This is a genomic window from Mycoplasma hafezii (assembly GCF_049942695.1).
Lineage (GTDB): Bacteria > Bacillota_I > Bacilli_A > Mycoplasmatales > Metamycoplasmataceae > Mycoplasmopsis > Mycoplasmopsis hafezii.
In genome coordinates this window covers 856,846-872,607 of record NZ_CP187940.1, presented here as the reverse complement: position 1 = coordinate 872,607, position 15,762 = coordinate 856,846, and the positions used below count along the sequence as shown (strand labels likewise).

The following is a 15,762-nucleotide window of genomic DNA, read 5'->3' as shown; positions in this document are numbered from 1 at the left end:
TTTATTTAATTTTGTTACCAAAATTAAATTCATTTCCTGGAGATAACAATTGATACTGATAGTTTTTATAGTCGTATCTTCCATTAACCTTTTTCGCTTGTGCTATAAATAAATCAGGATAAGAAAATCAACCATCGGTAACTTTTCAAACAATTCCATTTTTGAAATTATTGCTATGTTTTATAGCAATGCTAAGCATATTAATATGATTTTCTTTTCATTGAAATTCTCAATCATTCAATCCCTGATCGTTAAAATTTTGATATATAGTATATCCGTTTCCAAGTTTTACTGATTTCATAATTAAATCACACGCTACCACTCCTAGAGATATAATTGCTCCTGCAACTGGAATAGATGTACCTAATAAAGATACTGCTCCGATTGCTAAATTAGTGCCACTTATTAATGTATCATATAAAGCTTTAACATTAACATAATCTGTTTCTGCTGTTTGAATTAATTCGGTAATCGACTTAGCAAAAAATGCAACAGATATCGCAACTAAAGATTTTGAAATAACAGATTTTAATTGTTGAAACCAAGTAGTATTTAATTTTGAAGTAATGAGATTTTGGAGATCTGAAATTTCAGATAAAAATAACTTAATTTGAGGGTTTTGCATCATTTCAGTTCATTTATTTTTAAAAGTTGCTTTTAAAAAATTAAATACTCCACCAGATTGTTTAATAGTTTCAAAAGATGTATTTTTTAACACTTTAAATATTTTTCAAATATGTGTAGCTTGTTCTTTGTAGATGGTTATATTTGTTTTAGTTGATAGTTGTAATTCGTTTTGTTTTAAAAATCAGTAAATTTCACTATTTTTTGGAAACCTAGATGTCATTATTTTATTTAGGTTTAATGTTACATCAGAAAGATCATCACCAGTTAAGTCTATAGCTTTTTCTAAGTCACTAAGATATTCATTAGATTCGAAATATCTTCCTAGCATAACATTCATAATTGTTTGATTGCTTCAACCAATATAACTTTCATCTTGTGCAAAAACATTATCAGTTATCTCAAAAATATCAAAACCTTTGTATCTGAGTGACTCGTTATTTATTTTTATATCAATCTTATTTAGATTATTAGTGCTGTTATTATCGTCTTTATAATTAAGTTTGTATCAAGTTTTACCTGTTTTAATTTCTCTGTGTTTGAATTTTTCTCTCTTTTGAAATCTTTTGAATTCGATTAATATTACTTTTTTAGTAAATAAATCCAAATTAAGATTATCAATATAATTAATAAATGATTTATCACTGGTGTATTCGTCTAAATTGTCAATTAATGTTTTGATCTCTTCAGAATTTTTTAGTTTTAAAAAACTTTCATTAATTTTTGCTTGATTTTCTTTAATAAATTCTTTATGATTTGCATTTAAAAAATCTAATAACTCTGTTTTATGAGTTTGCTTTATGTTTGACTCAATTTTTACTCCAAATAATAATGGTGCTGCACTCATAGTTAATGTTAGTGCAAGAAACGTCTTTTTCAGTTTATATTTCATTTAATCCTTTCTAAATTTTATTTAATTAACTAAGGTTTAAATTATACTAATAAAAAAAACAAATCACGAGCAAATTAAAATAAAAAACAGGAATATAGGTTTAATTTACCTAAAATCCTGTGTTTATCGTTTTTTAAATATATTTATTTTTCTACAATTTTAACATTATCTTCAACTTTTGTAAAAGCATTAATTAATTGGTCGATATTAGCAGATACTTTTTTACCTTGAGCAATGTATGGGATTCCAAAAATCACTATTCCCATTGGTATACCGATACTAAATAAACCATAAAGTTTAATTTGATGAATAGTTTTAAGTTGATTATCAAATAGTAGTTTATTTGCAAGATTATCTTCTACGTTAGCAACACGAACAAATTCAATTAAATATAATTCAATTTTATTTAATAATTTTCAAATTTGCACTAATGTTACAATATATATAATGACTAAAACAATTGTTGTAATTGCAACTAGTATTGCAAAAATAGCAATTACAACCAATAAACCAGTAGGGATACCGTTGTAATTATCGTAATATTCAGTTATATTTGTAAATGATTTTACAATTCCAGCTGTAAAACTATAAACAGCGATTAAGATAATGTAAAAAACAATTAATGAAATCAACAATTTTCTTTGAGTATCAATTTTTGATTTTAGCATTTGATTAAATTTTTTTAAATTCATATTTACTCCTATTAATTATATTTTACATTATTATTGATTATGTTTGCTAGCTGTTGTTAAGAACCATACAAAATATTATGATATTTAACAAAACCAAAAGTAGTGGATTATCGATTTATAGTATAGAAATAAATAAGTAATAAAAAACCAGGGATAAACCCTGATTTTTTTGTGTATTAATTTAATGCTTCACCTTTGTGATCAACGATTTGAGCGTTTAACCCTTCTGCTTCTACACCAATAATTGAGTGAATTGTATTGTCTGAAACTTTAACAACTCCATATACACCAGCTTTTTTAAGAGCTTCTTCATCAACTTTAGATGCATCTTTAACAATGTATCTTAATCTTGTTGAACAGTTGTTAAATTCAACAATGTTATCTCATCCACCGTATGCGGCAACGATTTTTCTAGCTTTTGGTGATAAACCAGTTTCATCTTCGTTAGCAGGAGCGATTTCTCCATCGTTTTCTTGTTCACTTAAGATAACACCATCTTTTCTACCTGGTGTACTTAAGTCTAATTTTTTAATCATTAATGTTCCAACTGTGAAGTATGTAGCAGCACAAATTAATCCGATTGGAATAATTCATCCTGGGTTTGCAAATACTTTTCTTGCACCTTCAAAGTGTGATTCTCTAATGATTGCCATTGATTTGTTAATACTTAATAAGTAGTCCATAGCACCAGCTGAGAATCCGAATCCTAATTGAATTCCGAACATTCCTGTAATAAATGCGAACACAGCTGTAAGCACAGCGTGTACTAAGTATAATAAAGGTGATACGTACACGAAAGCAAATTCGATAGGTTCTGTAATACCTGTTAAGAAACTAACAACAGCAGCAGAACCAAATAATGCGATAACTCTTGTTCTTTGAACTTTACTTTCTGCTGTAAATCAGAAAGCACCAACTAATGCAGGAAGTCCAAACATCATCATAGGGAAGAAACCGGCTTGGAATAATCCACCTGGGTTTCCAGCAGCTTTACCTTGTAAGAAGATAAAGATGTCACCGTTAACAGTTCCACCATCAGCTGTTTGGAATTCTCCTAATTGGAATCAGAATAAGTTGTTAGGAATGTGGTGTAATCCAAATGGGATTAATAAACGGTTCATAAATCCGTAAGCACCCATAATTCCAGCACGTGTAGCAAGCACTTTAGCACTATTTGCTTGTGCTTCACCAACACTTGTAGCATCTGACATTGCTTTAGAAATTACGTAAATTACATACCCAATTCATGGGAAAACAACAGCTCAAACAATTGTGAATAAAACTGTTGAAATAATAGCTAAAGTAGGGATTAATCTTTTTCCTGAGAAGAATCCTAATACTTTAGGTAATTCTACGTTAAATGCACGGTTGTAAACTCATGCAACAATAGCACCAATAATAATCCCATTAAGAACGTTACCAGCGATAACTGGTGTAAATTTACTTCCGAATAATGCACCAAATCCCATCATTGGAGCTTCTGCAGTACCAAAGTTAATACCGTCGTAGTAAGCGTTTGTTAATAATGGCATTAATTGCATAAGAAGTAACATCGCAATAAATCCAGCAAATGCAGCTTCACCACGACGTTCTTTAGTGAATCCGAATGCAAGTCCGATTGCGAATAAAACAGGTAAGTTGTCAAATACGACACCACCAGCTTTTAAAATAATGCTTCCAGTAACTTTACTGAATTCAGTTGTACCTGGAATATCAGCACCAATTCTAAGTAAGATAGCAGCAAGTGGTAAAACAGCAATAGGGAACATTAATGCTCCACCAATTTTTGCTAACTTAGACATAAATTTTCTTCATTTAGATTGATATGATTTTGCAGGTTTTGCTTTGATAACATCAGTCATGTTATTTACCTGCCTTTCTAAATAGTTTTTTACCTTTAAGTACAAAACCATTTACATATACAGTAACAATAACAGCAGCGAACATAAAGATTGTCATGATAAGACCCATAGATGCAATTACATTTGATCTTTGGTTTACTAATGCACTTGTAGTTACGTTGTTTTCTACAAATTGATTAATTGATACTTCAGGTGTTGTAATTAATGCTTGTACTACTGCTGGAATGCTTGATGCATCAGTTGCGCTTGTTAACATTCCACTAATTGAAGCAGGTTTAAATTTAGATACGTATTGAATTACGTCAGCACGTAAATTATTTAATAAAGCATCATCCATTTTTACATCATTACCTGTAAATAATTTAGTATATGCAGCTAAGCTATCATTCATAGCTTTAGTAGCATCACCACCTAAATATCATGCATTTTCTGTTACGGCTGTTTGGATATTATTAACTTTTTCAGTTAATCCAGCGATTGTAATTGAAGAACTAGTTCCATCTGCTAAATATTTGTTTAAAGCAGCAATTTGGTTGTTAATTAAACCTCATTTTTCTGCTTGAAAATCATTTAATTTAGCAGCTAGAGCATCGGTCAAAATAGCACTATTTGGATTTTCTGGTGTACGGTATGCAGCAACAATAATTACGGAAATAATTAAGAATACCACAAATCCTAACCATAAGCCAACATATGCTTTTTGTCCTTTATGCATTTTCTTAATGCTTTCACACATTTTTTTAACTTTTAGAGACATAAAGCCTTTCAAACTTGAGCAAAATATTTCATTCACTCAAATAAATTATATTTATTTATATTGCTAATTTAATTATGTTGCAAAAAAACTACATAAAAATGTGGTAAAAATATGAAAATTTCCACAATTTACCTTAAAAACTTATTTAGAACCAATAAGACAAGTCTAAAGTACTAAAAAATCTATTTGTGAAATAATTTTCATTTTGTTCCATATTTTTTGACATCTCTTGAGCGTTATTGATAAAAAAAGCTTAAAAAGTTTAAAATTTTGTATATATATTAAGTTTATTTAAGGTGAAAAAATGGAAAAGTTAGACGTTTACAGTGTAAAACACTTGGTTGATAAATTTGAGAAATCAAATGAAGTTGTTCTTGAAGCTATTAAAGCTGAAAATGAAACTCTACTTGAAATTATTGTGCAAGCGATAAACACTATTGATAATGGTGGTAGGGTTATTTACGTTGGAGCGGGTACATCAGGAAGAATTGGTATGTTAGATGCCCTTGATGTCTTACCGACTTTTGGCGAGAAAAAATGATTTAAATATTCAATGGCAGGAGGTGATGCTGCAATTTTAAAATCATTAGAAGGATATGAAGATGATTTTGAATTAGGTGAATCAGACACAATTAAAAAGAAAGTGGATCAAAATGATTTTATTATTGCACTTAGTGCTTCTGGAAACACAAGATATTGTGCAGGTTTTTTAAAACAAGCTAAGTTATTAGGTGCAAAATCTGCTTTAATTTGTAATAAAAAAGGTGGATTGATCGAAAAATATAGTGATTTAAATATGTGCATTAAAGTTGGTGACGAGTTAATTAAAGGCTCAACTAGACTTAATGCAGCCACGGCTCAAAAAATTGTATTAAATATGATTTCTTCAATTACTGCTATTAAATTAGGTAAGGTTTATGATCAATATATGATTGATTTAACCCCAATTAATGAAAAATTAGTAAAACGTAGTATTCAAATTATTTCTGATATAGCTATGTGTAGTGAAACAAAAGCTGCAGAAGCTTATGAAACGGCAGATAAGAATGTTAAATTAGCTATTGTGATTGCTGCACTTAATATCGATAAGCATGAAGCACAAAAAGTTCTTAAGATGCATAACGGAAATTTAAGAAAGGCAATCAATGATAATTAAGAATGTACAGATAGTTAATTTTGACTCGATAATTAAAAATGCTAATGTAACAATTGAAGATTCAAAAATTACTAAAATTGAGCCTATCGATGGAGAAGCAAGCTCAATCCTAGTACCAGGATTTATTGATACGCATATTCATGGATTTTATAATCATGATGTTATGGATGGTGCTGAAGATTTAGCTGTTGTTTCTGCAGAATTAGCCAAAAACGGAACTACAAGCTTTATGCCAACAGCAATGACACGTTCATGAGAAGAAATTTTAGTTTCATTAAAACACATGGCTAACAATCATAAATGGGTTTCAAAGAATTTAGGTTTTCATATTGAAGGACCATTTATTGGACTTGCAAAAAAAGGAGCTCATAAAGATGAATATCTTTTAAAAGGTACAGATAAAAGAGTGGAAAGAATGTACCTTGAATCTAAAAATAAATTAAAGAAAATTTCTTTTGACCCATTAATGGTTTCAATTCCAACAATGAAATATATGCAAAAATTAGATATTATTCCTTCAATTGGTCATAGTGGAGCAGATTTTGCATTAACAAAAAAATACTTTGAAAATGGTTGCACTTCAGTTTGTCATTTATGAAATGCAATGACTGGAGTAGATTCAAGAAATCCTGGTATGCTTGAAGCTGCATTAATGGATAAAAATACTTATGTAGAGTTAATTTGTGATTTATTTCACGTTTCAAAAGAAAGCATCTGATTTACAATCCAAAACAAAGGCGTGGATAAGATAATTTGTGTTTCAGATGCTATTAAGCCAGCTTATTATCATGATGGAGATAATATTTCAGGAAATATTCCAGTTACAAAAGAAGGAAAAGCTATTTATTTAAAAGGAACAAAAACTATTGCTGGAAGTGGGATTGCAATTATTGATGCATTTTGAAATTTAATAGAAATTGGTGTTCCGATTAAAGATGCAGTAGCTATGACATCATATAACTCTGCTCAATATTTAAATAAACCAGAATTAGGTTATATTGATGTTGATAAAACAGCTGATTTAGTTTTATTAGCAAAAAAAGATTTAAAACTTTTACAAGTTTATATCGATGGTAAACCAATTTTAGAACAACAAGGAGAAAATAATGAATGTTAAAGTAGTAAAAGATTATGCAGAAATGTCTGAAGTAGCTGCAAATATGATTGCAAAAGCAATTAAAGAAAAACCAAATCTCAGAATTTGTTTTGCAACTGGAGGTACTCCAATTGAAACTTATCAAGATTTAATTAAAATGTATAAAGAAGGAAAAATTGACTTTAGTCAAGTCACAACATTTAATTTAGATGAATATGTTGGTATTCCAACAGATAATAAATGTTCATACCATTACTATATGCATCACCATTTATTTGATCATATTAATGTAAAAGAAGAAAATATTAATTTTCCTAATGGGAATGGTGATTTAGTTAAAAATGCCGAAGAATACGAAAAATTAATCGCGAACGGTGGTATTGACTTCTTAATTTTAGGGATTGGTACAAATGCACACATAGCATTTAATGAACCAGGTTCAAAAGATACTGATAAAACTCGTGAAGTTCATTTAACTGATAGTACAATCCAGTCAAATAAAATTTATTTTGAAAAAGAAAGCGATGTCCCACGTACTGCTATTTCAATGGGAATTGGAACTATCTTAAAAGCTAAAAAGATTATTTTGCTTGCGAGTGGAGAAGCAAAAGCACAAGCAATTCACGATTCATTTTGAGGTGAAGTAAATAGTGACGTACCTGCTAGTTACTTACAAAACCATAAAGATGTAACATTCATAGTTGATAAAGCAGCTGCTAAACTACTTTAGTAGTTTGCTTTTTAGTATATATTAATGCAATTAATTCCATATTTTATTGTTCAGCACTTAGAGTGCTCTAGAATAAATAAAAAAATATACTAAAATTAATAAAATTAATAAAAAGGAGACATTTTATGATTATAAAAGGTATTGGAGCTTCTAAAGGTGTTGCTATTGCCGAAGTTTTCAAAATTGAAGAACTTCCAGTAGAAATCACAAAAGAAGCAAAAGATGTTGATGCTGAATTAAAAATTTACGAAGATGCTAGAACTAAAGTTTTAGATAAGTTAGCAAAAACTAAAGAACTTGCTGACTCTCCTGAACATGCTGCAATTTTTGATGCTCATATGATGGTTGTAAACGATCCAGCTGCAATCGATCAAATTAAAGCTAAAATTCAAAATGAAAAATTAACAGCTGAATATGCTACTAAAGAAGTTTACGAATCATTTGCTAATATGTTTTTAGCTATGGATAATGATTACTTTAAAGAAAGAGCAGCTGATGTTAAAGATGTTCTTAAAAAACTTTTATTTGCTTTAAACGGAATTGAGGAACCAGATTTAACAGCAATTGATAAAGAAGTTGTAATTGTTGCTGAAGACTTAAGTCCTAGCCAAACAGTTCAATTAAACAAAAAATTTGTTAAAGGTTTCGTAACAAACATCGGAGGACCAACAAGCCATACAGCAATTATGGCTCGTAGCTTAGGAATTCCTTCAGTAGTTGGAACAAATAACGTAATGGAACACGCAAAAACTGGTGATTTAATTGCATTAAATGGTTCTACAGGTGAAGTTATTATTAATCCTAATGACTCTGAAGTTGCTGAATACAAAAAAGCTGAAAAAGAATATCGTGAATATTTAGAACGTTTACAAGCTTTAAGAGGAAAAGATTCTGTTACTTCTGATGGACACCATGTTGAAATAGCTGCAAATATTGGTACTCCAAAAGACTTAGAATCAGTATTAGAAAATGATGCTGAAGCAATTGGATTATTTAGATCAGAATTCTTATATATGGATAACGATCACTGACCAACAGAAGAAGAACAATTCCAAGCATACAAAACTGTAGTTGAAGGAATGAAAGGTAAAAGAGTTGTTATTCGTACATTAGATATTGGTGGAGACAAAACTTTAAAATACTTTAAATTCCCAGAAGAAATGAATCCATTTTTAGGTTACCGTGCAATTAGATTTTGTTTAGAAAACGAAGAAATTTTCAAAACACAACTACGTGCATTAATTAGAGCTAGTGAATTTGGAAAAGTTGCAATTATGTTCCCTATGATTACAAACGTTCCAGAATTCTTAGAAGCTAAAAAAATGTACTTAGAAGCACACGCTGAAGTTCTTAAGACAAACCCTAACATTTTACCAGCAGACGAAATTGAAGTTGGTTTAATGATGGAAACTCCAGCAGCTGCTGTGTTATCTGATCAATTCTGTAAATATGCAGACTTCGTTTCAATTGGTACAAACGATTTAATTCAATATTCAATGGCTGCAGATAGAATGAATGAAAATATTTCATATCTTTACCAACCACTTAACCCATCAATTTTAAGACTTGTTAAAATGGTTATTGATGGAGCACATAAACACGGAAAATGAGCTGGAATGTGTGGTGAAATGGCTGGAGATAAAAAAGCTTTACCATTATTACTTGGTTTAGGACTTGATGAATTCTCTATGTCTGCAAGCAACGTTTTAGCTTCTAGAGAACTTGTTGGAAAACTTTCATTTGCTGAAATGCAAGTACTTGCAGAACAAGCAATTCAAAAAGATTCAGAAGCTGAAGTTCTTGAATTAATTCAAAAATACATATAATAATTAAAGTCGTTTGATACGACTTTTTTTATGCAAATTTAATATTGCTAGCGTGTATAAAGCTAAATCTGGAAAAAATAAAATTTATTGCATAAAAATAAAGTCATTTATTTGTAAAAAGCGTTAATTCTTATTATGATTATTTATGGTATTAATACCATAAATTAATTATTAAAACGGAGTTTTATGAAGTTGAAAAATAAATGATTACTTAAATTTATTCCTATTGGAACAGTCACTCTTACTTTACCACTAGTGATGACCTCATGTAGTAATGAAGCAGATAAAAAACAAATTGCTGATTTACAAGCACAAGTCGATGCTCTTAAAAAACAAAATTCTAGTGCAAGTCAAAATGTAGTTTTAGCAGTTAGAGATAACTATAAACAAGCATCAAACGAATATGATGAAAAAATTAAAGAGTTAGCTGCTGAACTAAAAACCATTAAAGCAGAAAAAGATAAAGAACTTAAAGCACAAAAAATGTCAATTTTAAAAACAAGGGTTCAAAATGAACTAAAACCACTTGTAGTTAAAACTAACACATTGCTTAGTCTACTTAGAAATGTTGAAAAAGAAACTAACTCAAAACTTAGAACTATCAAAATTTTCCACTCAAATGATGAACATGGAAGAATTGAGTTTGATGATGGTAAATACAACCTTTATTCAGGAATGTTAAAAACAGGTGATTATCTTAAAGATAAAGATTATGACCTATTATTATCTGCAGGAGATATGATTCAAGGTTTACCTTTATCTGATACAGACAAAGGTAAAACCATTGCTAATATCGCTAAAAACATTGGGCCTGAGTTTCCGAGTTGGAAGCTCAATTTTTTATTCTAATTTTTTCTATTATTTACTATGTAAATAATAGGTAACACTAATTTTCTTATTTTTTTACTTGTATTACTTGTATAAAATGATATAATGAAAATATGGAAAAATTCATTGTCATCAAACATAAAAGAAAAGATCATACATATGTTTCGGTAGCAGTTTCAAACGGTTACGGAAAAGGTTATAGTAATCAAGTAGGAATTGGTAGGTTGGAAAAGTTAATGGAAATTGTTTCTGACCCAATTAGTGTTCTCAAAAAAGAAGCAGAAAAAATCCCTACTACTGAAAGCAAGGAAAAAGTTAAAGAAATTTTACTGAAATCATTAAATAGTCAAACCGTAGAAACAAAAACAGTTAAATATGGTGTTGAAACTATTTATAAAGTAATTGATAGTATGAATTTATTTTCAAACATTCAAAAATCTAAACATAAAGATTTAGATAAATTGTTGAAATACACAATTACTTCACGTATTTTAGACCCTACAAGTATGATCGGAATTTTTCAAAATAAACATAAATTTGTAGAAACTCCAGATGTTAAGAAAACGTCATTTTACGGTTTATTAGATTATATTTTCGACAAAAAAGATCAATTATTAATTAATTTAAACCAAAGAATAGGTGAATTAACAAATAGAAATGTGAATTTATTTTTCTTTGATTCAACCACAACTTACTTTGAAAGTTTTGTAAGAGATGGTTTAAGATATCCTGGTTATTCAAAAGATGGAAAATTTAAAGAAGATCAAGTTGTGATCGGAATGGCGACTGATATTAATGGAATACCAATACATTTTAAAGTATTCAAGGGTTCTACTGCAGATTGCAAAACAATGATACATTTTATGTTGGAAATAATGTCAATTTACAAAATTCAAAATGTCACAATTATTGCTGATAAAGGTATGAGTATCAACTCTAATATTCGTTTTTTAGAGCAACATAAAATTAACTATATTATTTCTTATAGACTAAAAACAAGTAGTAAAAAGTTTAAGGAATATGTTTTGGATGAAAGTGATTACATCGAAAAAAATAATATTAAATTTAAAGAAATGACATATGCTTCGCTTTTTAAAAGTAAAAGACCTAACGGTGAAGTTAGAAAAAGAATTATTACTTTCAGCGAAAGTCGTGCAGCAAAAGATAGAGAAGATAGAAAAACTTTAATAAACAATTTTAACAAAAGAAAAAATAAAGATGGTTATGTTAATGCAAATGACTTAACCGGTTCTAAAAAGTGTCGTTTTTTCAAACAAATTGGTAAATCTTACTATGAGTTAGATGTAGAAAAAATTCAAGAAGATGAAAAATATGACGGTTATTACATTTACGAGACAAATAGATTTGATTTATCTCCGTTTGAAATAATTGATATTTACAGTCAACAATGACAAATAGAAGAAAACTTTAGAACATTGAAAACAGCTTTAGAAGTTAGACCAATGTATGTGTGAAAAGATGAACACATCATCGCACATTTTACATTATGCTTTATGTCGTTAGTTATTTTAAAATACTCACTTTATTTAGTAAATTCAACTTTGGAAAATAGTGGAGTTTTATATGAACATTACACAAACAAAAGATTTATTGAAGCTATTGTTTCAGCTGAATATTTTGTTAAGTATATAAACTCAAAAGAAGTAGAAAAAACTTTCATTGAAAATGAAGATAATAAAAAACAAGTACAAGATTACAAAACAATATCAAATATTGTAAATGCAATTTTGTACAAGTAATTTTATTTTAGGTTTACGAATACACCTATTTTTTAGGTGTATTTATTTTTACCTAGTTACAACTCGGAAACCCAGGTGAAGCAGATAAAAAACAAATTGCTGATTTACAAGCACAAGTCGATGCTCTTAAAAAACAAAATTCTAGTGCAAGTCAAAATGTAGTTTTAGCAGTTAGAGATAACTATAAACAAGCATCAAACGAATATGATGAAAAAATTAAAGAGTTAGCTGCTGAACTAAAAACCATTAAAGCAGAAAAAGATAAAGAACTTAAAGCACAAAAAATGTCAATTTTAAAAACAAGGGTTTCAAAATGAACTAAAACCACTTGTAGTTAAAACTAACACATTGCTTAGTCTACTTAGAAATGTTGAAAAAGAAACTAACTCAAAACTTAGAACTATCAAAATTTTCCACTCAAATGATGAACATGGAAGAATTGAGTTTGATGATGGTAAATACAACCTTTATTCAGGAATGTTAAAAACAGGTGATTATCTTAAAGATAAAGATTATGACCTATTATTATCTGCAGGAGATATGATTCAAGGTTTACCTTTATCTGATACAGACAAAGGTAAAACCATTGCTAATATCGCTAAAAACATTGGGTATCAAGCTGTTGCAGTTGGAAACCATGAATTTGACTATGGTTTAAAACACATCCTTAATTTAAATGCTGAACTAAATAAGGATGCTGAAACTATGCCATTTTTATCTGCTAATATTTATTATGCAGAATTACCAGCTGATAAACAGGTAGAAGGTTATGATGCATCCAAGGTAGGTCAACGTGTCTTTAAGCCTTATATTATTCGCGACTTAGGTAGTGGAATTAAGGTTGCTATTTTTGGTTTAACTACACCAGATACCAAAACGACATCACACCCTAAAAATTCAGAGTTAGTTAACTTTACGGATCCTTTAACTGAAACCAAAAAGGTTGTTGCTGAAATTAAACAAGCTCATCCAGAAATTAGTTTCATTATTAATATCGCTCATTTAGGGAAAGCTCGTAGTGTTGCTGCTTGAACTTCTGAGTATTTAGCAGAACATAATGATACTGATTTAGACTTAATTTTAGATGGGCACTCACATACCTTGGTTAAAATTAATAATGAAAATCAGCCAGACACTTATGTTACTCAAACAGAAGCATATACCAAATATTTAGGCGATATCGAACTAGAATTTGATGTGACAACTGGTAAAATAGCGTCACAAAAGCAAACACTTAGAGACATTTATCAAGTTGAAGTCGCTACTTTATTAGAGCCGATTGATCCAAAATCTAAAAATCAAGTTCTCCTAGCAGAACTTAAGAAAATCTTTTCAAGTGAAAATGAAAGAGTTGTTTTTGAAAGTCCAGCACCATTTTTACAAGTTGATACTTTAAATATCGATGGTGTTCCTTATTGAAGAGGAAGAATTTTACCAACTACAATGGGTGTTTTATTTGCTAACGCTGGTGCTTGAAATTTCTTTACCTCAAAAACCTGAGAAGCTATCCCTGATGTAGAACCTGGTACAATTGATAATACTTTTGGATTATTTAATGGTGGCGGTTTAAGATCTAACTTAGATAAAGGACCAGTAAAATATGGAGATATGAGAGCTATTTCTCCTTTTGGTAATAGACCAAACGTGGTTAGAGTTAAAGGCGATAAAGCCAAAGAAGCAATACTATATGGAATTTCTAAAGCACGTTCAGGGGGATTCTCACAACTTTCATCTAACATTTCATATAAAGTAAATATTATTAAAAAACTTAATCCAAAAACACAAAAAGAAGAATATATGTGAGAAGCAATTCCTGAAAGCATCAAAATCAACGGAAAAGATTTTGACCCTAATAAATACTACTATATTGCTACAAATGATTATTTAGCATATGGTGGTGATGGATATACAATGCTAAATTATGCTAAAAATCCTGAAAGTGTTAAAATGGTTTATGAAGGTCAAAGCTTAATTCAAGATGCACTTAAATTTATCAGCAAAATTAGTACTAAAGACGCAAAACTAGATCCTACGATTTTAGAGTTTACTCTTGAAGATTATGCAAAAGATGATATGTTGAAAGGACAAATCATAGACATACCTGAAGAAGCTACTAAAAAACCAGTACCAAGTGCGGACTAACACAAACGAGACATTATGTCTCGTTTTTGTATAAAAAAACTCCACAAAGTGGAGTTTACATCGTAAGCCGTGTTCTGTTCCTTTATCAGGTGTCAGTAATTTATCTAGTGCATTAGCACTCCCAAGATTCGTTCAGTTCCTATCTCAGGTTCCTCTACCATAATTTGAGTTTCTAGCTCGTGGAGTTTACCGCGTTTCACAATTCTCGTCTCTGTGGCACTAGTCGTCTAGGCTCAAGCTTATTGGGCTTGACACGATCACTACCACCATCGCAGGTGGTGCTAGCACGGACTTTCCTCTACTTTCGTAGCTACTGACTGATGTACTTATATGTTAGCAAATTTTTTAAAAAAGCAAAACATTATAAATGTACTGAAAATTTTTCTATTTTTTCCACATTTATAATCTGTAGTTATAAGTTTGATATAATTATTATGTAATATAGGGTTAAAAAATTATATAAACGGAGTTGTCGAATAATGAAAACACCTATCATTGAAAATGATAAAAAGCTTAAATTAAGAGGAACTAATGAAAATTATAACCTCTTATTAGAATTTATTGAGAACAATCCAGAAAAATTTAAATCATCAAATTCAACCACTTTATCACAGTCATTAAAAATTTCACAGCCAACAATTACACGTTTTTCAAAGCATTTAGGTTTTAAAAACTTTAGAGAATTACAAATTTATGTTGCAGAACGTATTACTAAAATTAATGCAATAAATAGATTAGTTAAAAAAGGCGATGATTTAAATAGTGGCGATATTATTTCAAACATTTTTAATCTTTATAATTATTCAATTAAAGAGACAAATGATTTATATTGTTTTAATCACAATAAGATTGTTAAGTACACAAAAACAGTTCTTGAAAACTATCCAAATATTATTTTTGGAATTGGCGACTCAGCTATTGTAGGACGTTACTTTGCTAAACAAGTTAGAAAAGTTGGTGTTCCAATATATTGTGTAGATTCAATACATGAGTTTTTCAGTTCAGAAATAACATTAAAAAATAAAGCACATATCACTTTAATTTCTAATAGTTTAAAAACAGCTGAAATACTAAAGGTTATTGAGCATTTAGAAAAGTTAAATTTAACTTATAGTATTTGGACTTCTGATATGGAAAGAGCAAGAAAAATTTGTCACAAAGCTACAAACATACTAGAAATAGTTGCTCTTGAAGAAGAATATAGATTAGTTCCAGTAGGAATTAAGGTAAGTTGTTTCATGCTTGTTGATATTATTTTTGCAATGATTATTAATTCACATAAAGAAAAAGCTGCAAAATACGTAACAATGAGACAAAATATAGAAGATTGAAATACAATGATGAGAGGAGAATGCAAACACTCCTTTAAACAAAGAAAGAGAGAGAAAAAATAAAAA

The 15,762-nt window shown here is 29.4% G+C and carries 12 protein-coding genes and 1 other RNA gene; 8 read left to right on the top strand and 5 right to left on the bottom strand.

The window, feature by feature from the left end; genetic code table 4:
• Window position 1 precedes the first annotated feature (1 nt).
• The 4 genes from ACPYPZ_RS03400 to ACPYPZ_RS03385 all read right to left on the bottom strand — a co-directional run bounded on the left by ACPYPZ_RS03400 (window position 2) and on the right by ACPYPZ_RS03385 (window position 4,827).
• Entirely contained in the window at window positions 2–1,516 is a 1,515-nt protein-coding gene (locus ACPYPZ_RS03400) for a hypothetical protein (protein WP_426461197.1), read from the bottom strand.
• A 143-nt stretch (window positions 1,517–1,659) separates the two neighbouring features.
• The gene (locus ACPYPZ_RS03395) at window positions 1,660–2,208 is read right to left on the bottom strand and encodes a hypothetical protein (protein ID WP_426461195.1); all 549 of its coding nucleotides are present in this window, start codon (window positions 2,206–2,208) and stop codon (window positions 1,660–1,662) included.
• A gap of 176 nt (window positions 2,209–2,384) precedes the next feature.
• Window positions 2,385–4,070, bottom strand: coding sequence for a PTS transporter subunit EIIC (locus ACPYPZ_RS03390; protein WP_426461194.1), 1,686 nt, complete (start codon window positions 4,068–4,070; stop codon window positions 2,385–2,387).
• A gap of 1 nt (window position 4,071) precedes the next feature.
• On the bottom strand, window positions 4,072–4,827 hold the full coding sequence (locus ACPYPZ_RS03385; protein ID WP_426461192.1) for a hypothetical protein: 756 nt from the start codon (window positions 4,825–4,827) through the stop codon (window positions 4,072–4,074).
• A 304-nt stretch (window positions 4,828–5,131) separates the two neighbouring features.
• Here ACPYPZ_RS03385 and ACPYPZ_RS03380 point away from each other — a divergent pair, with 304 nt between their 5' ends.
• The 7 genes from ACPYPZ_RS03380 to ACPYPZ_RS03350 all read left to right on the top strand — a co-directional run bounded on the left by ACPYPZ_RS03380 (window position 5,132) and on the right by ACPYPZ_RS03350 (window position 14,365).
• Window positions 5,132–5,983, top strand: coding sequence for an N-acetylmuramic acid 6-phosphate etherase (locus ACPYPZ_RS03380; RefSeq protein ID WP_426461190.1), 852 nt, complete (start codon window positions 5,132–5,134; stop codon window positions 5,981–5,983).
• Window positions 5,973–7,100 carry an N-acetylglucosamine-6-phosphate deacetylase gene (nagA, locus tag ACPYPZ_RS03375; RefSeq protein WP_426461189.1) on the top strand — a complete coding sequence of 376 codons (1,128 nt, stop codon included), beginning with the start codon at window positions 5,973–5,975 and terminating at the stop codon, window positions 7,098–7,100. The genes ACPYPZ_RS03380 and nagA overlap by 11 nt, the downstream gene beginning before the upstream one ends.
• Window positions 7,090–7,809 carry a glucosamine-6-phosphate deaminase gene (nagB, locus tag ACPYPZ_RS03370; RefSeq protein WP_426461187.1) on the top strand — a complete coding sequence of 240 codons (720 nt, stop codon included), beginning with the start codon at window positions 7,090–7,092 and terminating at the stop codon, window positions 7,807–7,809. Before nagA ends, nagB begins: the two co-directional genes overlap by 11 nt.
• Window positions 7,810–7,934: 125 nt before the next feature.
• Window positions 7,935–9,635 carry a phosphoenolpyruvate--protein phosphotransferase gene (gene ptsP / locus ACPYPZ_RS03365; protein WP_426461185.1) on the top strand — a complete coding sequence of 567 codons (1,701 nt, stop codon included), beginning with the start codon at window positions 7,935–7,937 and terminating at the stop codon, window positions 9,633–9,635.
• 186 nt (window positions 9,636–9,821) lie between these two features.
• The gene (locus ACPYPZ_RS03360) at window positions 9,822–10,484 is read left to right on the top strand and encodes a hypothetical protein (protein WP_426461184.1); all 663 of its coding nucleotides are present in this window, start codon (window positions 9,822–9,824) and stop codon (window positions 10,482–10,484) included.
• A 92-nt stretch (window positions 10,485–10,576) separates the two neighbouring features.
• Window positions 10,577–12,223 carry an IS1634 family transposase gene (locus ACPYPZ_RS03355; RefSeq protein WP_426461182.1) on the top strand — a complete coding sequence of 549 codons (1,647 nt, stop codon included), beginning with the start codon at window positions 10,577–10,579 and terminating at the stop codon, window positions 12,221–12,223.
• 348 nt (window positions 12,224–12,571) lie between these two features.
• Window positions 12,572–14,365: a bifunctional metallophosphatase/5'-nucleotidase gene (locus ACPYPZ_RS03350; RefSeq protein ID WP_426461180.1), complete on the top strand. Its 1,794-nt coding sequence runs from the start codon at window positions 12,572–12,574 to the stop codon at window positions 14,363–14,365.
• 59 nt (window positions 14,366–14,424) lie between these two features.
• On the opposite strand, the gene rnpB is transcribed toward ACPYPZ_RS03350, so the two are convergent.
• Window positions 14,425–14,690, bottom strand: an RNA gene (rnpB, locus tag ACPYPZ_RS03345) — RNase P RNA component class B.
• 154 nt (window positions 14,691–14,844) lie between these two features.
• On the opposite strand from rnpB, the gene ACPYPZ_RS03340 reads away from it, so the two are divergent.
• Window positions 14,845–15,759 carry a MurR/RpiR family transcriptional regulator gene (locus ACPYPZ_RS03340; RefSeq protein WP_426461179.1) on the top strand — a complete coding sequence of 305 codons (915 nt, stop codon included), beginning with the start codon at window positions 14,845–14,847 and terminating at the stop codon, window positions 15,757–15,759.
• The last annotated feature ends 3 nt before the right edge of the window (window positions 15,760–15,762 follow it).